The organism is Xanthomonas sp. F1 (assembly GCF_014199855.1).
On record NZ_JACHOK010000004.1, the window covers coordinates 160,840 to 184,242 of the forward strand.

The window sequence follows — 23,403 nt, forward strand, 5'->3', positions numbered from 1 at the left end:
GCTGCCGGTACTTCACGGCACAGTGGGTTGCCTCTGCTCGCGCTCACGCCGGTGGCGCGGGCGCGCGCCCCTGCAGCCAGTGCTCCAGCGCCGCCGGCGTGAGCGCCGGTGCGAACAGGAAGCCCTGCAGCACGCGGCAGCCCAGCCGCGCCAGGAACGCGCGTTGCGCCTCGGTCTCCACGCCTTCGGCGACGGTATGCAGGCCCAGGGTCTCGCCGATGCGCAGCACCGAGGTGGTCAGGGCGCGCGAGGTCTGGCAGTGCTCCAGGTCGCTGACGAAGCTCATGTCCAGCTTGAGCTCGTTGACTGGCAACTGGTGCAGGTGGCTGAGGCTGGAATAGCCGGTACCGAAGTCGTCCAGCGACAGCAGGACGCCGCCGGCCTGCAACTGGCGCAGGTTGGCCAGCACAGCGTTGGTGTTGGAGAGCATGACGCTCTCGGTCATCTCCAGGGCCAGGTCGGCCGGTTGCAGGCCGGCGGCGGCGAGCAGGTCTTCCACCCGCGCCGGCAACTGCGGGTCGGCGAAGTTGTTGGCCGACAGGTTCACCGCCACGCGCGGCACCGGGATGCCGCGCAGGCGCCAGTCGGCCATCTGCCGGCAGGCTTCGCGCAAGACCCACTGCCCGAGCTCGTCGATCAGGCCGCATTCCTCGGCCATCGGCACGAACCGCGCTGGCGAGATCGCGCCGAGGTTGGGATGCTCCCAGCGCAACAGGGCTTCCACGCCGTACAACGCATGTGGCGCCTGGCTGTACAGTTGCGGCTGGTAGTGCAGTTGCAGCTTGTTGCGATGCAGGGCGTCGCGCAGCGCGGTCTCCATCGCCACGCGTTCCTGCGCCATCCGGTTCATGTCGGAACTGAAGTAGCACACGCTGTCGCCGCCCTCGCGCTTGGCCCGGAACATGGCCAGGTCGGCATGGCGCAGCAAGGTCTCGATGTCGCTGCCATCCACGGGGAACATCGCCACGCCGATGCTGGCGCTGGGGTGCAGGGTCACCTGGCCCACCACCAGCGGCTCGGCCAGCGCCAGCAACAGGCGCTCGGCGACGCCGGCGGCCTGCGCGACGCTGCAGTTCGGCAGCATCAGCACGAACTCGTCGCCCGCCTGGCGGCCGACCAGGTCGGTCACGCCCAGCGTGTCGCCGATGCGATGGGCGATGTCGCGCAACAGGCCGTCGCCGGCGGCATGGCCCTGGGTCTCGTTGACGCGCTTGAAGCGGTCGATGTCCACGAACAGGATCGCCACCGGCGCGCCCTGATGCTCGGCGGCGGCGAGCGCCTGCTCGGCGCGGGCGCTGAACATCACCCGGTTGGGCAGGCCGGTGAGCGAGTCGTAGAAGGCCAGTTGGTGCACGCGTGCCCTGGTCTGCTCGCGTTCCAGCGCCAATGCGCACAGATGCACGCAGAGCTCGATCAGTCGCATGTGCCAGGCCAACGGCTCGCGCACCTGCCGGTAGCACAGCGCGAAGCTGCCGAGAACGCGGCCGCTGCTGGACTTGATCGGGGTGGCCACGCAGGTGCCCAACTGCACCTGCTGCACCAGCCCCATGTAGTCGGTGAACAGTGGGTCGGTGCGCGGGTCGAGCACCAGCACCTGCTTGCTGCGCCAGATCGAGGTGGCGAGGGCGCCGGCACGTGGTCCAGCGCGCATGTTGCTCATCGTCTCGCCGAACCGCGCCGGCATGCTCGGCGCCGCTAGCGGCTGCAGGCAGCCGCTGCCGTCGACGCTGACGATCGCAGCCATCAGTTCCGGCGCGATGCGCTCGACTTCCTTGCAGATCAGCGTGGCGACCTCGACCAGCGGCTGTTCGCGGACCAGCGCATCCAGCACGTTCTTGTGCAGCACCTCGTGCATCTTGCTCTGGGTGATGTCGGTGAACGAGAGGATGTAGTGCTGTTGGCTGCCGTCCTCGCCGGCAATGGGGGTGGCCACCAGGGTGGCCCACAGCGGGGTGCCGTCCTTGCGGTAGGCCAGGATGTCGGTCTGGTGGCCGAAGCCGGCGCGCACGCGTTCGCGGGTCTGCTGCACCGTCTGCAGGTCCGTGCCGGGGCCGGTCAGCACGTTGCTGGGCAGGTGTCCCAGCACGTCGCTCTCGGTGTAGCCGAACGCCTGGCTGAAGCCGGCGTTGACGTAGAGGATGTTCAATTCCGGATCGCAGACGACGATCGCGTTGTCGCTGGAGTCCAGCGCCAGCGACAGCAGCCGCATCCTGGCATCGCGGGCGCGCTCGGCGCTGACGTCGCGGACGAACAGTACCTGCAGCTGACTGGTGTTCTCCGGCACGCGTGCCGCGCTCACCGTCAGCCAGCGCGCCGTCCCGTCGGGATCGCGCAACGTCAGTTCGTAGCTGCCGCTGCCGTCGTGGTGCAGGCAACTGGCGAGGAAGTCCGCGCGGACCTCGGCGTCGACCAGCTCGCCGAGCGGATGGCCCAGCACCTGGGCGCGCGGACGGTTCCACAGTGCTTCGGCGGTGTGATTGAAGGCGACCACGCGCGCCTTCGCATCGATCACCAGCACCCCTTGCGGGGCATAGTGCAGGCAGTGCAGCAGATCGAGTTCGGAACAGGCCGCGGCCGCACGCGCCGTTTCCACACTGGGGTCGCTGGGGACGCTCGAGGTGGTGGCGCGGCGACCCGGCATGGTCTCAGCGGGCCTGCACGGACAGTGCGATCAGGCGCTCGGCGATCTTGTCCAGCGGCAACACTTCCTGCGCCGCGCCCAGACGGAAGGCGGTGCCGGGCATGCCCCAGACCACGCTGGTGGCCTCGTCCTGGACCAGGGTGCTGGCGCCGGCCTGCAGCATTTCCAGCAGGCCGCGCGCGCCGTCGTCGCCCATGCCGGTGAGGATCGCGCCGATGGCGTTGGCGCCGGCGTTGCGCGCCACCGACTGGAACAGCACGTCCACCGCCGGCTTGTGCCGGTTGACCGGCGGGCCGTCGTCGATCTTGCAACGCCAGCGCGCGCCGTCGCGGATCACCTGCAGGTGCTTGCCGCCCGGCGGCAGGTAGGCGTGGCCGGGCAGGATCGCTTCGCCTTCGGTGGCCTCGCGCACGGCCATCGCCGAGTGCCGGTTGAGGCGGTCGGCGAAGGCGGTGCTGAAGCCGGCCGGCAGATGCTGGGTCATCACCACGGCCGGTGCGTCGGCCGGCATGCCTTCCAGCACCACGCGCAGTGCCTCGGTGCCGCCGGCGGATGCGCCGATCGCGATCAGCCGGTCGGTGGTGCGGAACTTCAGCGAGGACGCCGCGGCGGGCGTGGCGGTGGCGCCGACCGGCTTCGGCACCGCCGGTCGATCCAGCGCACGGACCTTGGCCTTGGCCGCGTTCTTGACCTTGGTGATGATCTCTTCGGCGTATCCCTCCAACCCGCGGGCCACGTCGAGCTTGGGCTTGGAGACGAAGTCGACCGCGCCCAGCGACAGCGCCTGCAGCGTGGTGTCTGCGCCGCGCTCGGTGAGCGAGGAAATCATCACCACCGGCGTGGGCCGCAGCCGCATCAGGTTTTCCAGGAACGCCAGGCCGTCCATGCGCGGCATTTCCACGTCCAGGGTGATCACGTCCGGGTTCAGGCGCTTGATCTTCTCGCGCGCCAGCAGCGGGTCGGCGGCCGAGCCGACCACCTCCACACCGGGCGCGCCCGACAGGATCTCGGTAAGGATCTGCCGCACGACTGCGGAGTCGTCGACGATCAGGACACGGCAAGGGGCTTCCAGGCTCATTCGAACAACTCCACGGCACCGGTGACAGGGGCTTTGGCCAGACGGGCGCGCACCGCCGACTCGGCCGCGGCGATCTCCGCTTCCTCGTGCGCGTGCGGCAGGCGCTGCACGACCACGCGGCCGGTGCCGGGGAAGAACCAGATCTTGCGCGGATGGATGCCGCGCAGATCCTCGGCCACCACCGGGATCTGCTCGGCCTTGAGGTAGTTCAGCACGAAGTCGGCGTTGCGCGTGCCGACCGGGTTGTTGGTGAAGCCCTTGAGCACGTTGCCGCCGCCGAACACCTTGGCTTCCAGGCGGTTGCGGGCGGCGCCGCGCTTGAGCAGGTCGTTGATCAGCACTTCCATCGCGTAGCTGCCGTAGCGCGCCGGCGCGCCGTCGCCGCTCTGGCCGTCGGGCAGCATGAAGTGGTTCATGCCGCCGATCTTCAGCAGCGGATCGCGGATGCAGGCAGCCACGCACGAGCCCAGGATGGTGGTCAGCGCGGTGTCGTCGTCCACCACCAGGTACTGGGTCGGCAGCAGCTTGGCCGCGATCGTCTGGAAGCGCGTGTCGTGATAGCGCATCACCTGGTCCAGGGCCATGGCGGCGGGGCTCATGCGCGGTCCTTTTGCGCCCGACGGTACAGCGTGCGGCCGCAGGGCTGGATCAGGTCGGCCGCATGCAGATAGTTCTCCGAATGGCCGGTATAGAGCATGCCATCGTCGTCCAGGTGCGGGATCAGCCGCGACAGGATGCCGCGCTGGGTGGGCTTGTCGAAATAGATCATCACGTTGCGGCAGAACAGCGCCAGGTACGGCCCGGCGACGTCGTAGCGCGGTTCCAGCAGGTTGAGCTGGCGGAACTCGAGCAGGTCGCGCAGGGCGGGCAGCACCCGGCACTGGCCTTCGTTGGCGCCGCTGCCGCGCTGGAAGTACTTGCGCTTGAGGGCGGGATCCAGGCTGGCCACGCGCTCCAGCGCGTACACGCCGCGCGAGGCGGTGGCCAGCACCTGGGTGTCGACGTCGGTGGCCAGGATCCGCACCGGCGGGGTCAGCGTGCCGAACGCCTCGCAGGCGGTGATCGCCAGCGAGTAGGGCTCCTCGCCGGTGGACGAGGCGCAGGACCAGATCTTCAGCGGCGCCGCGCCGGAATGCTTCTGCAACTCCTCGCGCAGCCGCTCGAAATGGTGCGGCTCGCGGAAGAACGAGGTCAGGTTGGTGGTCAGCGCATTGGTGAACGCCTCCCATTCGTCGCCGCCGTCGCGCTCCAGCCAGTCCAGGTAGTCACGGAACGAGCGCAGGCCCAGCACACGCAGGCGCCGCGACAGCCGGCCGTAGACCATGTCGCGCTTGGCCGGGGCCAGCGCGATGCCGGCCTTTTGATAGATGAGGTCGCAGACCCGCTTGAAATCGCGGTCGCTGAAGTCGAAGTCGCGATTGTCGGAACCGGAGGAGGGCGAAGCGGGAGTCTGGATGGCCATGGTGTGCAGCGATGGTCGGTCAATCGGGTTATCGGCCGGGACCGGCCGAAATTGACAGCCGGCGTTCAGTGACGGCCGCCGGCGAGGGTGTGCCTGTTCAGAACTCCTGCCACTGGGCTTCGCTGGCGCTGGAAACCGCTGCAGCGACCGCGGCAACCGGGCGCGGCCGTGCCGCAGGTCGGGCGCCGCTGCGAGCCGGGGCGGGAGCGGCCTGCGCGGTCGGCGCGTTGGCGGCCACGCCGCGGTAGGTGTCCAGCTTGAACGCGGCGATGGCCGCGCCGAGCTGTCCGGCCTGATCTTCCATCGAGCGCGCCGCGGCGGTGGCTTCCTCGACCAGCGCGGCGTTCTGCTGGGTGCTCTCGTCCATCTGCACCACGGTCCGGTTGACCTGTTCGATACCGGCGGACTGCTCCTGCGAGGCGGCGGCGATCTCGCCCATGATGTCGGTGACGCGCCGCACCGAGGTCACGATCTCGCTCATGGTGCGGCCGGCCTGGTCGACCAGCGCCGAGCCTTCGGCGACACGGCCGACCGACTCGTCGATCAGTTCCTTGATCTCCTTGGCGGCACCGGCCGAGCGCTGGGCGAGGGTACGCACCTCGCTGGCGACCACCGCGAAGCCGCGACCTTGCTCGCCGGCCCGGGCGGCTTCCACTGCGGCGTTGAGCGCCAGGATGTTGGTCTGGAAGGCGATGCCATCGATCACGCCGATGATGTCGGCGATCTTCTTCGAAGAGGCCTCGATGCCGTTCATGGTGGTGACCACCTGGCCGACCACCTCGCCGCCCTGCGAGGCGACCGCGGCGGCGCCGGCGGCGAGCTGGTTGGCCTGGCGCGCATGCTCGGCGTTCTGCTTCACCGTGGAGGTCAGCTCCTCCATCGAGGCGGCAGTGCGCTCCAGGCTGGCGGCCTGCTGTTCGGTGCGGCGCGACAGGTCGTCGTTGCCGGCGGCGATCTCGGTCGAGGCCACATTGATGTTGGCGGCGGCCGCCTGGATGCGGCCGACGATGGCCGCCAGTTGCGCGGCGGTGGCGTTGGCATCGTCGCGCAGCGTGGCGAACACGCCGTGGTACTCGCCATGCAGGCGCGCGGTGAGGTCGCCGGCGGCGATGGCCTGCAGCAGCGTCGACAGTTCGCCCAGATTGCGGTCGCTGACGCCCATCATCGCGTTGAGGTCCTGCACCATGGCACGGAAGCCATACTGGAAGCGGTCGGCGTCGCCGCGGGTGCCGAACACGCCGGCCGCGGCCGCCTCCGCCAGTTGCTTGATCTGCTCGCTCATCGCGGTCAGGTTCTGCTTGGCCATGTCCATGGTCTCGGTGAGCACGGCCTTTTCGCCGGGCAGGCGGTCCATGTCCTCGGACAGGTCGCCGATCGCGTAGCGCTGGATGATTTGCAGCAGCCGCATCTTCACCGCGATGTGCGAGGCGACCAGCTCGTTGGTGCCCTTGACCATGCGCCCGTACTCGCCGGGGAAGGCGTTCTCGTCGATGCGGTAGCTGATGGTGCCGCGTGCGTGCTGCTGCGCCATCTCGTCCTGCGCGCGGATCACCGCGTGGATGCGCGAGCGCATGACCAGCATGTCGTCCATCAGTTCGCCGATCTCGTCCTTGCCGTGCGGGTAGGTGGCGCCGTCCAGTTCGCCGCGCGCCACCGCCTGCGACAGGCGCTTGGCCGCGTGCAGCTGGCGGGCCATGCCGCGCGCGATCGACCAGGCGGTGACGCCGGCGAACAACACGGCCAGCCCGAGCAGCGCCAGGATCAGGGTCTTGGTATTGGCCAGCTGGCTGTCGGCGAGATCCATCTCCCGGTTCAGTTCGGCGACGTTGTACTGGGTCAGTGCGACGATGCGCTCGAACAGGGTCCGTCGCAGCGCCCGCGACCGGGTATCGGAGATCGTCTGCGCCGCCGCCACGTCGCCGGCACGCAAGGCGGCGCCCATGTCGGTGTTGGCCTGCAGATAGGCCTTCAGCGTTTCCTGGACGCCGGCGTACATCTGCACCTGCTTGGGATCGCGCATCATCGCCGCGATGACCTGCTGGTTCTTCGCCACCTCGCTGCGCACCTTCTGCATGCGCGTGAAGTAGTCGGCCTGGGCCTTGGGATCGTCGGCGCGTGCCAGTTGCGCCAGTTCGTAGGTACGGAATTCGCCCAATTGCGCACGCACCTCGGACAGCGCCTGGGTCGCCGGCACCCAGTCGCGCTCGATGTGCTGGAGTTCGGCGATCGACAGGTTGGTGCGGGAATAGGTGAACGCGCCCAGCACCAGCGTCAGCAGGGTGGTCACGACGAAGGCGCAGATCAGCTTGTCGCGGATTTTCAGATGCGAGAGCACGTTCATGGGCGTTCCATGTGCGGTAGCAAGGTGGAAGAGCGGGACGAGGGCGGCCGCGGCGTCAGCCGGCGGAGGCGTAGCGAGGCGAAGGTGGGGCGCAGGCGCGCTGCCGGTCGAGGCCACCACGCGCGATGCCCGCGCGAACGCGCCGCCGCCGGGATGGCAGGTGGCGCGCGCCGGCGACGCCAACGAGCGGGCGCGGGATAGCGCGCTGGACCTGCGCACACGCGGCGGCTCGGTGCGGCGGCACGCCGCTGGACGAGGGTGGATGTGGACAGCAAGGCATCACGTGCTCCCAGAACGGTCGCGGTCGGGACCCGGCGGTGTCATCCGCGGGTCACGGGGCGTGATCCTGATATCGACTTGCGCAGCGATTGCTTGAACCGTGACGGGGCGCAAGTCGCCGTGCGATGCCTGATTGTTTCTATCGCACTGGTATGGCCGCTCAATCGGCCCCGATGGTCGGGGCCGTGCGGACCAGCCGCAGCGGGGCCGGTTGCGCCGCGCTCCGAGGCCGCGCGGCAGGCGCGTGCGCCGCCGCGCCGTTCGCCCCGGTCGACACCGGATCCAGCCGGAACACCGCTGCCGCCTCGCCGAGCCGGCGACCTTGCTCTTCCAGCGCACGCGCCGAGGCGCTGGCTTCCTCGACCACCGCGACGTTCTGCTGGATCGCCTGGTCCATCTGCGCCACGGTGGTGCTGACCTGCTCGATGCCCATCGACTGCTCCCGCGATGCCGCGGCGATCTCGCCGATGATGTCGGTCACGCGCTGCACCGAGCTCACGATCTCGCTCATGGTCCGGCCGGCCTGGTCGACCAGCGCCGAGCCTTCGCTCACGCGGCCGACCGAGTCGTCGATCAGCGTCTTGATCTCCTTGGCGGCGTTGGCCGAGCGCTGCGCCAGGGTGCGCACTTCGGTGGCGACCACGGCGAAGCCGCGGCCCTGTTCGCCGGCGCGGGCGGCTTCCACCGCCGCATTCAAGGCCAGGATGTTGGTCTGGAAGGCGATGCCATCGATGACGCTGATGATGTCGGCGATCTTCTTCGACGAGGCCTCGATGCCGCTCATGGTCTCGACCACCCTGCCGACCACATCGCCGCCCTGCGAGGCCACCGAGGCCGCGCCGACCGCCAGTTGATTGGCCTGGCGCGCGTGCTCGGCGTTCTGCTTGACCGTGGAGGTCAGCTCCTCCATCGAGGCGGCGGTTTCTTCCAGGTTGGCCGCCTGCTGCTCGGTGCGGCGCGACAGGTCCTCGTTGCCGCTGGCCAGTTCGGTGGTGGCGCCGTGGATGCTGCGCGCCGCGGCCTGGATGCGGCCGACGATGTCGGCGAGCTGGTCGGCGGTGGTGTTGGCATCGGCGCGCATCCGCGCGAACACGCCGTGGAAGTCGCCTTCCATGCGCGCGCTCAGGTCGCCGGCGGCGATGGCCTGCAGCAGCGTCGACAGCTTGCCCAGGTTGCGGTCGCTGACCTCCATCATCGCGTTGAGGTCCTGCACCATCAGCCGGAAGTCGTGCTGGAAGCGCTCGGCATCGCCACGCGCGCTGAAATCACCGGCTGCCGCCGCCGCGGCCAGGCGCTTGATCTCGGTATTGATCGCCAGCAGGCTGGCCTTGGCTGCATCCATCGATTCATGCAATACCGCGCGACTGCCGGGCAGACGCCGCGCATCGCGGCGCAGGTCGCCGTTGGCGTACTCGTTGAGCACGGCGATGGCGTCGACGATGGCATCGAGGTGTTCGAACATCATGCGGTTGATGCTGGCCGCCAGGTCGCCGTAGACGCCGGGGAAATCCTCTGGCATGCGGTGGGACATGTCCTTGTCGGCGTGCAGCACGGCCATCCGTGCGGTCTCGCTGGAGAAGCGTTCCAGCATCCGGATCATCTCGCCGGTGGCGCGCAGCATCTCGCCGGTCTCGTCGCGGCCGGGGTTGTCGATGCGCACGCTGAGATCGCCACGCGACACCGCGCGGATCGCCTCCAGGCTGCGCGACACCGGGCGCAGCACCGAGCTGCCGATCAACCAGTTGATACCGAAGGTGAGCAGTACCAGGACGCCGCCGGCCAGCGCCATCACCCCGGTGAAGATCAGCGCCTGCGCCTGCACGTCGTCCATGTAGACGCCGGTGCCGATCACCCAATGCCAGGGCGCGAACGCGGCATTGTAGGAGACCTTCTCCACCGGCTTCTCGGTGCCGGGCTTGGGCCACAGGTAGTCGACATAGCCCCCGCCGGCCTCGGCCACCTTCACGAACTCGCGGAAGATCGGCTTGCCGTCGGCGCTGAGCACCTGGCCGATGTCCTTGCCGATCAGGTCGTGGCGGGTGGGGTGCATCAGCATGGTCGGATGCAGGTCGTGCACGTAGAAGTAGTCCACGCCGTCGCGGGCGCGCATCGACTCTAGGGTGCGCAGGGCGGTGCGCTGCGCCTCGGCCAGCGGCATGCTGCCCTTGTCCACCTCGGCCGCATAGGCGCGCACCACGCCCAGCGCCAGCTCGATCTGGCTCTTCAGCGCCTGCTCGCGCGTATTGCGGATATCCAGGTACTGCATCCGCGCGGCGATCACCGCCAGCAGGACGATACCGGCGCCGAGCAAGACGGTCTGCCACAGGAACTTGCGGCGTAGCGGCAGATCCGAGAGGCGGGTGAGCAACGAGCGAGACGACATCGACCAGTTCCTTGGAAGGTTCCCAGGGGTTTAACGGCCCCGGCAACGATGAAATTGAGCGCGCGACGCGACCGATTCGTAGACAATCCGCGCGCCGACGTGGCCATCAAAAAAATCCCCGGCGCGAAGGCCGGGGATGGGGGGTACAGCGACAGCTCCGGCCGGTCTCAGAATTCCTGCCAGTCCGAATCGGCCAGCGCCGGCTCGACCTTGCGGGCGCGTACCGCCGCCGGCTTGGCGGAGGCGACGGCCGCAGGCTTCTTCGCCACCGGTGCCGACTTCGGCGCGGCCACGACATGCGGTGCATGCACGACCGGGGCCTGGACCGACTGCTCGACACGGAAGATCGACACCGACTCGATCAGCTGGCCGGCCTGCTCTTCCATCGAGCGCGCCGCCGCGGTGGCTTCTTCCACCAGCGCTGCGTTCTGCTGGGTGGTCTCGTCCATCTGGGTGACGGTCTGGTTGACCTGCTCGATGCCGGCGGACTGCTCCTGCGAGGCGGCGGCGATCTCGCCCATGATGTCGGTGACGCGCTGCACCGAGGCGACGATCTCGGTCATGGTCTGGCCGGCCTGGCGGACCAGGGTCGAGCCGTTGGCCACCTGGCCCACCGAGGCATCGATCAGGCCCTTGATCTCCTTGGCGGCGTTGGCCGAGCGCTGGGCGAGGGTGCGTACTTCGCTGGCGACCACGGCGAAGCCACGGCCCTGTTCGCCGGCACGCGCCGCTTCCACCGCGGCGTTGAGCGCCAGGATGTTGGTCTGGAAGGCGATGCCGTCGATGACGCTGATGATGTCGCCGATCTTCTTGGAGGACGCCTCGATGCCGCTCATGGTCTCGACCACCTTGCCGACCACGTCGCCGCCCTGCGAGGCGACCGTCGCCGCGCCGGCGGCCAGCTGGTTGGCCTGGCGTGCATGTTCGGCGTTCTGGCGCACGGTGGAGGTCAGTTCCTCCATCGAGGCGGCGGTCTCTTCCAGGTTGGCGGCCTGCTGCTCGGTGCGGCGCGACAGGTCGTCGTTGCCGGCGGCGATCTCGCCGGCGGCGGCATTGATCGCGTTCGCCGCTTGCTGGATGCGGCCGACGATGGCCGCCAGCTGTTCGGCGGTGGCGTTGGCGTCGTCGCGCATGGTCGCGAACACACCCTGGAAATCGCCGTGCATGCGCGCGGTCAGGTCGCCCTGCGACAGCGCGGTCAGCAGCTTGGACACTTCGCCGATGCTGTCGCCGTTGGCCTGTAGCAGGCCGTTGAGCTGCTGCGCCAGCTGCAGGAAGAAGCCGTGCTTGCCGTCCAGGCCGACGCGCCCGCTGAGGTCGCCGGCGGCGGCTTCGCGCACGATCTTGGCCACTTCCTGCTCGACCTGCGCTTCCAGGGTGCGGTCGCGCGATTCGCAGACGAAGCCGATATGGGTGCCGTGCTGGTCGCGGATGGCGGTGATGGTCTGGGCGATGCGCGCGTCGGCGTAGACCATCTCGCGTCCCATCACGCCCTTCTTCTCCAGCTCCGAGAGGGTCTTGGGATCGTGCTGGTTGCCGTACTCCAGCACCGTCACCGGGGAGCCGACCAGCGGCAGGCTCGAATCGAAGGCCGGCGCGACCGAATGGATCTGCTCGGCGTACTTGTCGGTGAGGCCCTGCATCGACGGGTTGGCGTAGACGATGTTGTAGTCCAGGTCGACGATGAACATGCCGATCGAGGAATTGTCCAGCGCGGTGCGGATGCGCAGGTTCTCGGAGGCGACCGCAGCGTCGCGCTCGATGCGCCCGCGCAGGTCCTGCTGCATGCGCTTGAGCGCCTGCATCAGTTCGCCGATCTCGTCCTTGCCGTTGGCATCGATATGCCCGTCGAGCTTGCCGCCGGCGACGTCGCTGGCGACCTTGACCGCATCGCGCACACTGTTGGCCAGCATCCGCCCGAACAGGAAGGCCATGCCGATCGCCGCGCCGAAGCCGATCAGCAGGCAGACCAGCAGGGTCGCGGACGCCTTGCCGTAGGTGCCGCTGGCGGCGTCGGCCGCGACCTTGGCCTGGCGGTCGTTCTCGGCGATGAGGGCGACGACGTCGTCCACCACCTTGTTGTGCAGGGTGCGGGTCTCGCCGGTGAAGGTGTCGATGGCGTCGTCGTGCAGGTCGAGCTGCAGCATCTCGTCGACAGACTGGTAGGAGGCGCTGGCCTTCTTCCAGTCCGCGACCAGGCGGTCGTAGATGGTCTTTTCCTGCGGGCTGCCGATCTTGGGCGGATACTTGGCCAGGATCTGGTCCATCTGCTTCTTCAGCGCGACCGCGCGTGCCGCCGATTCCTTCTTCAGCGCGTCGCTGCTGCGGATCAGGCTCTGGTAGGCCGCATTGCGGTACTCGCCCAGGATGCCGCGCATCTCGCCGCCGGTGCGCACGCTCGGTACCACTTGACCAGAGACATTGCTGGTCACGCCATTAAGCGAGTTCAGTCCGCGATAGGCGGCCACGCCCTGGATCAGCATCAACGCCAGCACGACGCCGAATGCCAGCATCAGCTTGGGCATCACCTTGAGATCTTTTATCCACTGCATGAGCGGTTCCCGTAAATTCGGAGGAGGGCGACAAGAAGCAAAAAACGGCAAACGCCGCCGCGCCGGACCGTCTGTACGGGCCCAGCACGGCGGCGCAAAGGCTTACTTGATGGTCGCCAGCTTCAGGCTGGACGGCGCGCTGACCTGGATTTCGGCACGCGAGCTGTCGCGCTCGATCTTGCCGATCACGCACACGTCCTTGCCTTCCAGCGTCTCCGGCGCGAAGCCGAACTTGCTGCGGTCGGCGCCGGCGATGCGGGCGGAGAAGGTGTGGCGCGGGAACATGCCGCCCATGTACAGGAAGGTCGGCTCGCCTTCGGAATTCTGCGCGTACTTGGCTTTCTCGACCTTGCCGCAGACCATGCCGTCCTTGCCGACGAAACGGGTGGCCATCTCCGGCGGGATCATCTGCTGGGACTGGGCGAAGGTGCTGGGGCTGGCGGCGAGCAGCAGGACCAGCAGCATGGGAAAGCTCGGTTTCATGGAACGACTCCTTGAGGACGGGGGATGAAGTGAGGGCTGTGTGATGCCAGCCACTCTTCAGCTATCGGCAAGAAATCGGCGAACTTGATTCGTGCAAGTGATAAACAGTTCGCATTTCAAATAAAAAACCCGCCGTGAGGCGGGTTCGTCTACGCAGGGCGGCCGCCGCGGCCGCGAGGTCAGGCGGCTTCGTCGACGTGGGCGTGCTGCTGGCCGAACTCGGCGCTGTCCAGCAGGGTCTCGATGTCCAGCAGGATCAGCATCTTGTCGTCCTGGGTACCGATGCCGGAGATGAAGCGGGTATCCACCGCGGCGCCGAACTCGGGGGTCGGGCGGATCTGCTCTTCGTTCAAGGGGATCACGTCGGAGACGCTGTCCACGACGATGCCGACCACGCGGTCCTCGACGTTGAGCACGATCATCACGGTGAAGGCGTCGTAGCGCGCTTCCTTCAGGCGCAGCTTCAGGCGCAGGTCGATCACCGGCACGATGGTGCCGCGCAGGTTGATCACGCCCTTGATGTACTCGGGAGCATCGGGAACCCGGGTGACCGAGTCGTAGCCGCGGATTTCCTGCACCTTGAGGATATCCACGCCGTAGTGCTCTTCGCCGAGGGTGAAGCTGAGGAATTCGCCGCCGGTGGCGCCGGAGGTGGAGGTGGTCTTGTCGTTCATCGTGTGCTCCTGGTGCGCACGGGATTGCGGGTGGTGGCGGAAGTGCGAAAGCGCGACTCTGATGCTAGATCGGCGCGGGGCCGCCGAACTTTAGTGCGCCGATCGGTCTGGCCGCTTGCGGCGTTCAGGACAGCACGCCGCTCTTGCGGGCGCTGCGCTGGCGTTCGATGCGGAACACGTAGCGCTGGATCGCCGCATCGGCGCCGCGCGGCAGGTCCAGGAAGCGCATGCCTACCCGCAGCGTGTCCTGGCCGTTGGCGAGCTTGGAGACGTACATGTTGCAGACCTGCAGGGTCAGCCGGATGGCATCGGCGTCGGGCAACTGCAGCACGCAGTTGGGGTAGCTCTCCTGCAGCTTCGGCAATGGCTGGCCGTGCACCAGCGCCACCGCCAGGCCGCCGCCGCTGATGTCCAGCACGCGCAGCTTCAGTTCGACCTGGCCGGCGTCGTCGTCGATGCGCAGCACGCACAGCGGCGAGTCGGTGATCGGGGTCTCCAGGCGGAAATGCTCGCGCCGCTGCAGGTAGTACAGCGATTCCGGCAACGGTGCGCGGAAGCCTGCCTGGCCGTCGTGTTCGGTGCGTTCGGGGCGTTCGATGCGGAAACGCACCCGGACTTTTTCCAACTGGGCGAAGCACAGCAGGTACTCGGCCTGTTCGGCGGCGCGGTTGGAAGCCTCGTTGACGCTCAGGTCCAGCAGCACGCTGTCCTCGTCCAGTTCCAGCAGCGCGGTGGAGAAGGCCTGGTCGCGGCCGCCCACGTGCGCGCTGACCTGCGAACGCTGCTGGATCAGCGACTGCAGCAGCTGGCGGATCTGTCGTGGCTTGGTCAGCAGGAAACGGTCGTCCTCCACCTCTTCTTCCGGCGAAGACGGGACGGGGGAGTCGCTGGGAGTGCCTTCGGCCATGGTGGACAGTGCGTACGGGAAGTGGGTGGGGCGGCACCGCATCGGACCGCCCCACGCATGCTATCGGCTGAGCTGGGCTTTTTTGTAGACCGGATGGACGTTGCCGCCGCTGGCGGAGGCGCCCGACGGCGGGCGCCGCTCCAGGGTGAAGGATGCCACGGCCCGTGCCAGTTCGCCCGCCTCGTGTTCCATCGAACGTGCGTTGGCGCTGGCTTCCTCGACCAGGGCGGCATTCTGCTGGGTGGCCTCGTCCATCTGGGTGACGGTCTGGTTGACCTGCTCGATGCCGGCCGACTGCTCCTGCGAGGCCGAGGAGATCTCGCGCATGATGTCGGTCACCCGCTGCACCGAGGCCACGATCTCCTGCATGGTGGTGCCGGCCTGTTCGACCAGGGCCGAGCCCTGGGCGACGCGGCCGACCGAGTCGTCGATCAGGTCCTTGATCTCCTTGGCGGCGGTCGAGGAGCGCTGGGCGAGGGTGCGCACCTCGCTGGCCACGACGGCGAAGCCGCGGCCCTGTTCGCCGGCCCGCGCGGCTTCCACCGCGGCGTTGAGCGCCAGGATGTTGGTCTGGAAGGCGATGCCGTCGATGACACTGATGATGTCGGCGATCTTCTTCGACGACGCCGCGATGCCGCTCATGGTGGTGACCACCTGGCCGACCACGCTGCCGCCCTGCGAGGCGACCGCCGCCGCGCCGACCGCCAGCTGGTTGGCCTGGTGCGCATGCTCGGCGTTCTGCTTCACGGTGGAGGTCAGCTCCTCCATCGAGGCCGCGGTCTCTTCCAGGCTGGCGGCCTGTTGTTCGGTGCGGCGCGACAGGTCGTCGTTGCCGGCGGCGATCTCGCCGGCCGCGGTGTTGATCGCATCGGAGGCGCCCTGGATCTGCCGCACGATCGCCGACAACTGCTCGGCGGTGGCGTTGGCATCGTCCTTCATGTTCGCGTACACGCCCTGCAGGTCGGCGTCGATGCGCCGCGACAGGTCGCCTTCGGCCAGCGCGCGCAGCATCTGCTGGATATGGCCCAGGCCGGACGCGCCGGCGGCGAGCATGGCATTGATCTGTTCGCCCAGTTGCAGCAGGAAGCCGTGCTTGCCGTCCAGGCGGATGCGCCCGCCGAGGTCGCCGGCGACCGCGCCGCGCACGATGCCGGCGATCTCCTCTTCCACCGCCACCTCGTCGGTGCGGTCGGCCCATTCCACCACGAAGCCCAGGCGGTTGCCGGCGGCGTCGGTGACCGGGTTGACGATCAGGCGCATGGTGTGGCCGCCGACGCGGATCTGCGCGCGATAGGTGCCCTTGAGCTCGGCGAGCATGCGCGCCTGGTGCTCGGGATGGCGATGGAACACGTCGATGGTCTTGCCCAGCAGGTCGCTGGCATCGAACTGCGGCAGGTCGCGGCGCAGGTCCTCCTGCACGTCGCCGAGCATCTGCAGCAGCGGACGGTTGACGTAGACGATGCGGCGCTCGGCGTCGGCGATCATCACGTTGGTGGTGACGTCGTCCAGCGCGCTGCGGATACGCAGGTTCTCGCGCTGGGCCTCGCTGTCCTGCTCGCGGCTGCTCAGCAGTTGCGTGTTGGCTGCGACCAGGGTGTGGGCGATGGAACCTTGCGGCAGGTCGAGCGCACGGATCGTAGCCGGCAGCGGCTGCTGCTGGGCGATGGCGCGTGCGGCCTGCGCCAGGTCGTGCGGATCGTGGCCTACGTCCAGCAGTTGCCGGCGCATCTGCACCGCCATCGGCACCAGGATCGCCGCTTCCACCGCCACGTACAGCGCATGGATCGCGAGGATGCCGAGCCCGGCGTCGGCGGTGAACACGCGCACCGGCAGGCCGCGATGCTGCAGCCAGAAGAACAGCACGTGATGCACGGCGATCGCCGCGGCGGCGACCATGATCGGGCGCCAGTCGCGGTAGTACAGCAGCAACGCGATCAGCAGGATGACCCCGAAGTGCACCTCGATCATGCCGCCGGCCTGCTGGATCAGGGCGGCCGCCAGCACCATCAGGCCCAACGCCACGGTGCAGCGGCTGAGCAGGCTGCCCGGATACAGCTTCACCTGCAGGGCGATGACCGCCAAGGTCGGCAGGCTGACCGTCAGCCACAACGTCCACGTGCCCTGATGCCAGGCGGCGGCCAGGCTGGCGACGGTGGCCAGGACGGCCACCGCCACGAACAGGCGGTCGGCCTGTGCCGCCAGTTTCTGCAGGTAGACGTAGCGCTCGTTGCCGATGAGAAAACTGCCTTGGTGAGGCGACGCGCTCATGCGAGGGATTCCTTGGAGTCGGTGGGACATCCGCACTGGGCGGGAGAGATCAACGGCGCCGCGTCGTCGCTGGCGAGCAGTCGCGGGATCAGCGCGGCGGCGGCGATGGAGGTGCCGCATCCGCTCAGTTGCGCCGGGCCGGCATAGATGAGGCGGGCCTGCGCATCGAAGACGATCAGCGCGTAGGGCAGGGCCGGCGGCGCCGGACGATCGCGCAGGTCGACGCTGCGAATACCCGGCAGCGGCGCCGCTGCCGGTGCGGCGCACGCGCAGCCGGCCACGCGCAGGCGAAACACGACGGCCTGGCCGGCGCTGGCGGCGGCGGGCGCGAACGCCAGCAGGCGCGCACGGATGGCGTCGGCGCTGTCGGCCGGGGGCGGGGCAGCGAGCGCCACCAGTTGGGCGCCCGCCCAGATGCTCCATATCGCCAGCAGCAACAGGCCCAGCGGCAAGCGCCGGACGTGTCGCGATCGATCGGGTTCGGTGGGACGTGCCTGCATGGAGCACCGACGAGGGCTGCACCGGCACCTACCGGCTGTTCACGTTATCGACAGCGTCTATTGATCCTTAAGGTCGCGTTCATCGCATTTCACAATTTGGTAACGATACCGTTTCAGTGTGCTTGGGCAGAAGCCGACGCGCAGGCCCAGAAACGCGATCGGCCGCGTGACTAACGCGGCCGATCGCTGTCTCAGGGTGTCGTCACGGCATCGGACGGCGGGTCTGGCGCCTTGGTCGGACCGGACGGTCGCGCGACCTGCGCGCGCAGGCTCAGGCGACTGCGTGTGCCGGTCTGCGCAAGGATGGCGCCATCGGCACGCGCGCCGCGGCCGCCTCCACCTTGAACACCGCCACCGCCTGGCGCAACTGCCCGGCCTGTTCCTCCATCGAACGTGCCGCCGCGGTGGCTTCCTCGACCAGCGCGGCGTTCTGCTGGGTGCTCTCGTCCATCTGCGTGACGGTGCGATTGACCTGCTCGATGCCGGACGATTGTTCCTGCGAGGCGACGGCGATCTCACCCATGATGTCGGTGACGTGCTGTACCGAGGTCACGATCTCCTGCATGGTCTCGCCGGCCTGGTCGACCAGGGCCGAGCCCTCGGCGACACGGCCGACCGAGTCGTCGATCAGGCCCTTGATCTCCTTGGCGGCGTTGGCCGAGCGCTGGGCGAGCGTGCGCACTTCGCTGGCGACCACGGCGAAGCCACGCCCCTGTTCGCCGGCCCGCGCCGCTTCCACCGCGGCGTTCAACGCCAGGATGTTGGTCTGGAAGGCGATGCCGTCGATCACCGAGATGATGTCGGCGATCTTCTTCGAGGAGGCCTCGATCCCGCTCATGGTCTCCACCACCTGGCCGACCACCGCGCCGCCTTGCGAGGCCACCGAGGCCGCGCTGGCGGCCAACTGATTGGCCTGGCGCGCGCGTTCGGCGTTCTGCCTGACGGTCGACGTCAACTCTTCCATCGAGGCGGCCGTTTCTTCCAGGCTCGCCGCCTGCTGCTCGGTGCGGCGCGACAGGTCGTCGTTGCCGGTGGCGATCTCGGCGGCGGCGCCGTTGATGCTCACCGCCGCGGTCTGGATGCGCGCGACGATCGCCGCGAGCTGTTCGGTGGTGGCATTGGCATCGTCGCGCATGGTCGCGAACACGCCCTGGAAGTCGCCGTGCATGCGCGCGGTCAAGTCGCCGGCGGCGATCGACTGCAACAGCGACGACAGCGCCTGCAGGTTGCCATCGGCGGTGGCCATCAGCTGGTTGAGGCTGTCGACCATCAGGCGGAAGTCGTGCTGGAAGCGTTCGGCATCGCCACGCACGCTGAAGTCGCCAGCGGCAGCGGCGCCGGCCAGGTGCTTGATCTCGGTGTTCATCGCGGTCAGGTTGTGCTTGACCGTGTCCATCGTCTCGGTGAGGCGGGCTTTCTCGCCGGGCAGGCGGTCCATGTCCTCGGACAAGTCGCCGATGGCGTAGCGGCCCATGATCTGCGCCAGGCGCTCGGTCACGGCGATGTGTGCGGCGGCCAGGGCATTGCTGTCGCGGACCATGCGTCCGTAGTCGCCGGGGAAGGTGCGCTCGTCCATGCGGTAGCTGGTCTGGCCCACATCGTGGCGCCGCGCCATCTCGGTCTGTGCGGCCAGCACCTCGCGCAGCTGTTTCTGCATGCGTTGCATGTCGGCCAGCAGCCGTCCGCTCTCGTCGCGGCTGGGCACCACGATGCGGGCGTCCAGGCGGCCCTCGGCGATGTCGGCGGCAACGCCGGCGGCGCGGCGCACGTTGCGGGTCAAGGTGACCAGGGTGTGCGCGCATATCGCCGCAATCAGCAGCGTCAGCACGCTGAGTCCGGCAACCGCGGTCCACATTGCCTGCAGCGACGCGTCCAGGTGCCGTTGCGACTGCCGTTGCAACGCCTGCAGCGCGGTGGCGCTGAGGCCGTGCAAGGCCTCGTCCCAGCCGTGTAGCGCGGCGTTCCAGCGCTGATCGGCATCGGCACTGCCGCTGTCCAGGACCTGTGCCAACTGCGGCAGGGCGCGATCGGCGACGGCCATTTCGGTGGCGGCGGCGCGCGCCAGGGCCGGATCCGGCTGCTCGAGCAGGCCCAGTGCCTTCTTCAGCTCATGCCTCAGGCGCGCGTGATCGCGCGCCAATTCGGCGATCTGCGCGCGTATCACCGGCGCTTCGGCACCAGCGTGGGACGGATCGTGCATCGCATCCAGGCGCGTCAGTGTCTCGCTGGTGACCGGAGCGTAAATCAGGCTGCTGATCACCAGGTGGTAGCTTTCCACGTAGGGCGTATAGACCAGTTGGCTGTCGTCGCGCAGGGCGTCCAGCGCGTCGTCGGCCTGTTCGGCGACCGCTGCGGCGTCGTTGCGCTTGTTCTGCAGGGTTTGCTGCAACTGCGCCAGCGCCGCCGTGCTGCGCTCGAAGCCTGGCAGGGCCGGCACGATGCGCTGCAGCTCGCGCAGCGCCCGGTCGGCCGTTTCGCGTGCCTGCGCCACGTCGGCGCCTCTGCCGACCTGCTCTTCCTGCAAGGCCGCCAGCAGCGTGAGCATCTCGCGCAGCGGCGCGTAGCTGCGCAGTTCGGCACGGCTGACGTCCACCCCGTCGTTGAGCGTGCGGGTGTACAGCAGCAGGGGAATGGCCAGCCCGATGAGGGCCAGCACGCCGATCAGGCTGAGCTTGCGCGCAATGGGAAGGTCATGCCAGATCCGCAAACGGGAGCGGCGTTCGGAGGCGGGCGGAGCGGCGTGGTTCGCGGGATGCGACGTCATTGCGCGGGTCTCTGAGCAAGAGCGAAAGGAGGCACACGATCCACAGGGATCCACGCCATGGGACTGCAAGGTGCAAACGGGCGGTCGTCGAGCTTCGCCCGTCCGGATGCGCGCAGCGATGAATAGGCGGCGCTCGACCGGATCGGGCATATCTTTAGCGGCGGTCGTAGACAAAGGTTGAATCTGTAAGCATGACCCCGTTAAGCCGCCACCTACGGTGTGCGGCCCGCGGCAGAGGGACGCATCAGGCGGGACATACGCCGGCAGGTGCGGCGCGGATGCAGCCTGCGTGAACTTTTTCGCGGGCCATGTCCTGCAGGCGTCATGTCCGCTGGGTGGGGCGTCGGGCACATGGGTCTGCGGGTCCACATCGGCTTGCGGCGTCGGCTGGCTGGGTGATCGGGCGCATCTGAGCGGGGCGTCGCACTGCCGAGGACCACGACGGCGGGATCGCGGGTGCTGCACGCGTTCTGGCGCGGGCGCGGGCCTGGCGTTGCCTGAGGACCGTGGGGGAATGAAGCGCCAGGCCACATGCCGTTGCGACGACACGCTTGCAGACCCAGGACGGCCTCTGCGTGAGTCGCGAGGTCGTGCGAGGCGGCAGCCGATCGCCTCGTCGATCGGCTGCCTGTGCATTGTCGCGGCGGAGCTGACAGGCGGCCGGCGACCGTCGCGTCAGAACTCCTGCCAGGTGTCGCCATTGCTTGCCGCGGCCACGGTCGCACGGCGTACGGTCGGCGCTTGCGGGCCGGTGCTGGCCTTCGCCGCGGTCTTGATCGCCGGCGTGGCCGTCCGCGCGGCGGAGGCCGTGCGGACAGGCGCAGGGCGCGCGATGGCGGACAGCCGGTCGATCTTGAACAACGCGACCGCATCGCTCAATTGCACGGCCTGTTCCTCCATCGCGCGTGCCGCCGCGGTGGCTTCCTCCACCAGGGCAGCGTTCTGCTGGGTGGTCTCGTCCATCTGCACCACGGTCTGGTTGACCTGTTCGATACCGGCGGACTGTTCCTGCGAGGCCGCCGAGATCTCGCCCATGATGTCGGTGACCCGCTGCACCGAGGCGACGATCTCCTGCATGGTGCGGCCTGCCTGGTCGACCAGGGCCGAGCCGGTGGCGACGCGACCGACCGAGTCGTCGATCAGCGTCTTGATCTCCTTTGCTGCATTGGCCGAGCGCTGGGCCAGCGTGCGCACTTCGCTGGCGACCACGGCGAAGCCGCGGCCCTGTTCGCCGGCGCGGGCGGCTTCCACCGCGGCATTCAGGGCGAGGATGTTGGTCTGGAAGGCGATGCCGTCGATGACGCCGATGATGTCGGCGATCTTCTTCGACGAGGCCTCGATGCCGCTCATGGTCTCCACCACCTGGCCGACCACCGCGCCCCCTTGCGATGCCACGGAGGCTGCGCCCACCGCCAGTTGGTTGGCCTGGCGAGCGTGTTCGGCGTTCTGCTTGACCGTGGAGGTCAGCTCTTCCATCGAGGCTGCGGTTTCTTCGAGGCTGGCGGCCTGCTGTTCGGTACGGCGCGATAGATCGTCGTTGCCGGCGGCGATCTCGGTGGCGGCGGCATTGATGCTGACCGCCGCGGTCTGGATGCGGCCGACGATGCCGGTCAACTGGTCGGCGGTGGCATTGGCGTCGTCGCGCATGGTCGCGAACACGCCTTGGAACTCGCCGTCCATGCGCGCGGTCAGGTCGCCGGCGGCGATGGACTGCAGCAGGGCGGACAGCTTGCCCAGGTTGCGATCGCTGACGTCCATCATGGCGTTGAGGTCCTGCACCATCAGCCGGAAGTCGTGCTGGAAGTGCGCCGCATCGCCGCGGGCGCTGAAGTCGCCGGCCGCGGCGGCGGCGGCCAGGCGCTTGATCTCGGTGTTGATGGCCAGCAGGCTGGCCTTGGCCGCGTCCATCGATTCGTGCAGTACCGCGCGGCTGCCGGGCAGGCGCCGCGCGTCGCGGCGCAGGTCGCCGTTGGCGTATTCGTTGAGCACGCCGATGGCGTCGACGATGGCATCCAGGTGCTCGAACATCATGGTGTTGATGCCCTGGCTCAGTTCGCCGTACACGCCGGGGAAGTCCTGCGGCATGCGGTGGCTGATGTCCTTGTCCGCATGCAGCTCGATCATCAACGCGGTTTCGCTGGAGAAGCGCCGCAACTGCGTCTGCATCCGATCCATCGCGACCAGCAGGCGACCGGGTTCGTCGCGTGCGTCGGTGGCCACGTCGTTGTCCAGGCGGCCGTCGGCGATGGCCTCGGCGGCGCGGGTGGCGCGGCCCAGCGGTCCGGTCAGGCTGCGGGTGATGGTCCAGGCGAGCAAGCTGCTGACCAGCAGGACGGCGAGGCCACCGGCGATCAGGACGATGCGCCCGCGCGCAATCGCCGCCGAGGACACCGCATAGGCCTCCTTGCTCAAGCGCCGCTGCAGCTCGGCATTGGCGCGGATCGCCGCCTGCTGCTTCTCCATCGCCACCGCCGCATCGCCAAGCAACAGCGCCTGCGCCTGCGCGTTCTTGTCCTTTTCGCCCAGTGCCAGAATCTCATCGTTGAGATGGACCGACTGCGCCCGTAGCGTGTCGATCAATGCCATGGCATTGCGCTCGGCCAGGCTTGCCGGCATGGCCGACAAGGCGTCGTGCGCGGCCTTGAAGCGGGCCCGATTGCTTTGCACGATGTTGAGCATCTTCTGGTTGGCCGCGTCGCCATCGACGATGCTGATGGAGAGCAGGCCGACCTGCACATTGGTGTTGGCGTCCAGCATCTCGTTGGAGAGCCGCACCTTTTCCATGTTGCCGTTGACGATGTTGTCCAGCTCGCGATGCGCGCGGGACATGGTCAACAAGCCCATGGCGACCAGCACGCCGGACAGCAGGATGAGGATGCCGAACGCCATGCCCAGGCGTCGACCGACGTTGTAGCGTTGCAGAAGTGCGTTCATGACCGACCTTTGGGGGAACCGGAAGGAGTCGGGTCGCGCGAGCTGGCGGACCAGCCGTTGCGGCGCGTCGTGGCGGTGCGCTGCCACCCCCTGAATATCGACATGAAGGCCAGAAATTGAGCGATGTTCCGATCCCT

General features: G+C 68.5%; 14 protein-coding genes. All 14 read right to left on the reverse strand.

All coding sequences use genetic code 11. The features are described 5' to 3' along the window. Positions 1 to 43: 43 nt before the first annotated feature. Entirely contained in the window at positions 44 to 2,641 is a 2,598-nt protein-coding gene (locus GGR71_RS11435; RefSeq protein ID WP_160958660.1) for a bifunctional diguanylate cyclase/phosphodiesterase, read from the reverse strand. A 4-nt stretch (positions 2,642 to 2,645) separates the two neighbouring features. Beyond that, positions 2,646 to 3,719, reverse strand: coding sequence for a protein-glutamate methylesterase/protein-glutamine glutaminase (locus GGR71_RS11440; RefSeq protein WP_160958663.1), 1,074 nt, complete (start codon positions 3,717 to 3,719; stop codon positions 2,646 to 2,648). Then, positions 3,716 to 4,318, reverse strand: a complete 603-nt coding sequence (gene cheD, locus GGR71_RS11445; protein ID WP_160958665.1) for a chemoreceptor glutamine deamidase CheD — start codon at positions 4,316 to 4,318, stop codon at positions 3,716 to 3,718. The genes GGR71_RS11440 and cheD overlap by 4 nt, the downstream gene beginning before the upstream one ends. After that, the gene (locus GGR71_RS11450; protein WP_017917563.1) at positions 4,315 to 5,181 is read right to left on the reverse strand and encodes a CheR family methyltransferase; all 867 of its coding nucleotides are present in this window, start codon (positions 5,179 to 5,181) and stop codon (positions 4,315 to 4,317) included. Before GGR71_RS11450 ends, cheD begins: the two co-directional genes overlap by 4 nt. A gap of 97 nt (positions 5,182 to 5,278) precedes the next feature. After that, a complete protein-coding gene (locus GGR71_RS11455; RefSeq protein WP_160958668.1) occupies positions 5,279 to 7,522 on the reverse strand; it encodes a methyl-accepting chemotaxis protein in 2,244 nt (747 codons plus the stop codon). A gap of 439 nt (positions 7,523 to 7,961) precedes the next feature. Continuing rightward, positions 7,962 to 10,184: a methyl-accepting chemotaxis protein gene (locus GGR71_RS11460; RefSeq protein WP_160958670.1), complete on the reverse strand. Its 2,223-nt coding sequence runs from the start codon at positions 10,182 to 10,184 to the stop codon at positions 7,962 to 7,964. 167 nt (positions 10,185 to 10,351) lie between these two features. Continuing rightward, entirely contained in the window at positions 10,352 to 12,736 is a 2,385-nt protein-coding gene (locus tag GGR71_RS11465) for a methyl-accepting chemotaxis protein (RefSeq protein ID WP_160958673.1), read from the reverse strand. A gap of 102 nt (positions 12,737 to 12,838) precedes the next feature. Continuing rightward, positions 12,839 to 13,219, reverse strand: a complete 381-nt coding sequence (locus tag GGR71_RS11470; RefSeq protein ID WP_026143867.1) for a hypothetical protein — start codon at positions 13,217 to 13,219, stop codon at positions 12,839 to 12,841. Positions 13,220 to 13,398: 179 nt separating this feature from the next. Then, positions 13,399 to 13,893 carry a chemotaxis protein CheW gene (locus GGR71_RS11475; RefSeq protein ID WP_160958675.1) on the reverse strand — a complete coding sequence of 165 codons (495 nt, stop codon included), beginning with the start codon at positions 13,891 to 13,893 and terminating at the stop codon, positions 13,399 to 13,401. A gap of 124 nt (positions 13,894 to 14,017) precedes the next feature. After that, positions 14,018 to 14,800 (reverse strand): flagellar brake protein, encoded by a 783-nt coding sequence (locus tag GGR71_RS11480; protein ID WP_160958677.1) that lies wholly within the window; start codon positions 14,798 to 14,800, stop codon positions 14,018 to 14,020. Between the two features lie 60 nt (positions 14,801 to 14,860). Next, positions 14,861 to 17,068: a methyl-accepting chemotaxis protein gene (locus GGR71_RS11485; RefSeq protein WP_160958680.1), complete on the reverse strand. Its 2,208-nt coding sequence runs from the start codon at positions 17,066 to 17,068 to the stop codon at positions 14,861 to 14,863. After that, complete coding sequence (locus GGR71_RS11490; RefSeq protein WP_237474290.1) at positions 17,065 to 17,520, reverse strand: hypothetical protein; 456 nt, start codon at positions 17,518 to 17,520, stop codon at positions 17,065 to 17,067. The genes GGR71_RS11485 and GGR71_RS11490 overlap by 4 nt, the downstream gene beginning before the upstream one ends. Positions 17,521 to 17,839: 319 nt before the next feature. Beyond that, positions 17,840 to 20,332: a methyl-accepting chemotaxis protein gene (locus tag GGR71_RS11495; RefSeq protein WP_160958682.1), complete on the reverse strand. Its 2,493-nt coding sequence runs from the start codon at positions 20,330 to 20,332 to the stop codon at positions 17,840 to 17,842. 675 nt (positions 20,333 to 21,007) lie between these two features. After that, a complete protein-coding gene (locus GGR71_RS11500) occupies positions 21,008 to 23,266 on the reverse strand; it encodes a methyl-accepting chemotaxis protein (RefSeq protein WP_160958685.1) in 2,259 nt (752 codons plus the stop codon). Between the last annotated feature and the right edge of the window lie 137 nt (positions 23,267 to 23,403).

What these genes read in the sequence shown, in the direction of transcription:
- GGR71_RS11460 (WP_160958670.1), bottom strand. Translation starts at nt 10,184, where the DNA reads ATGTCGTCTCGCTCGTTGCTCACCCGCCTCTCGGATCTGCCGCTACGC.
- GGR71_RS11465 (WP_160958673.1), bottom strand. Translation starts at nt 12,736, where the DNA reads ATGCAGTGGATAAAAGATCTCAAGGTGATGCCCAAGCTGATGCTGGCA.
- GGR71_RS11455 (WP_160958668.1), bottom strand. Translation starts at nt 7,522, where the DNA reads ATGAACGTGCTCTCGCATCTGAAAATCCGCGACAAGCTGATCTGCGCC.
- GGR71_RS11470 (WP_026143867.1), bottom strand. Translation starts at nt 13,219, where the DNA reads ATGAAACCGAGCTTTCCCATGCTGCTGGTCCTGCTGCTCGCCGCCAGC.
- GGR71_RS11495 (WP_160958682.1), bottom strand. Translation starts at nt 20,332, where the DNA reads ATGACGTCGCATCCCGCGAACCACGCCGCTCCGCCCGCCTCCGAACGC.
- GGR71_RS11480 (WP_160958677.1), bottom strand. Translation starts at nt 14,800, where the DNA reads ATGGCCGAAGGCACTCCCAGCGACTCCCCCGTCCCGTCTTCGCCGGAA.
- GGR71_RS11500 (WP_160958685.1), bottom strand. Translation starts at nt 23,266, where the DNA reads ATGAACGCACTTCTGCAACGCTACAACGTCGGTCGACGCCTGGGCATG.
- GGR71_RS11475 (WP_160958675.1), bottom strand. Translation starts at nt 13,893, where the DNA reads ATGAACGACAAGACCACCTCCACCTCCGGCGCCACCGGCGGCGAATTC.
- cheD (WP_160958665.1), bottom strand. Translation starts at nt 4,318, where the DNA reads ATGAGCCCCGCCGCCATGGCCCTGGACCAGGTGATGCGCTATCACGAC.
- GGR71_RS11440 (WP_160958663.1), bottom strand. Translation starts at nt 3,719, where the DNA reads ATGAGCCTGGAAGCCCCTTGCCGTGTCCTGATCGTCGACGACTCCGCA.
- GGR71_RS11450 (WP_017917563.1), bottom strand. Translation starts at nt 5,181, where the DNA reads ATGGCCATCCAGACTCCCGCTTCGCCCTCCTCCGGTTCCGACAATCGC.
- GGR71_RS11485 (WP_160958680.1), bottom strand. Translation starts at nt 17,068, where the DNA reads ATGAGCGCGTCGCCTCACCAAGGCAGTTTTCTCATCGGCAACGAGCGC.
- GGR71_RS11435 (WP_160958660.1), bottom strand. Translation starts at nt 2,641, where the DNA reads ATGCCGGGTCGCCGCGCCACCACCTCGAGCGTCCCCAGCGACCCCAGT.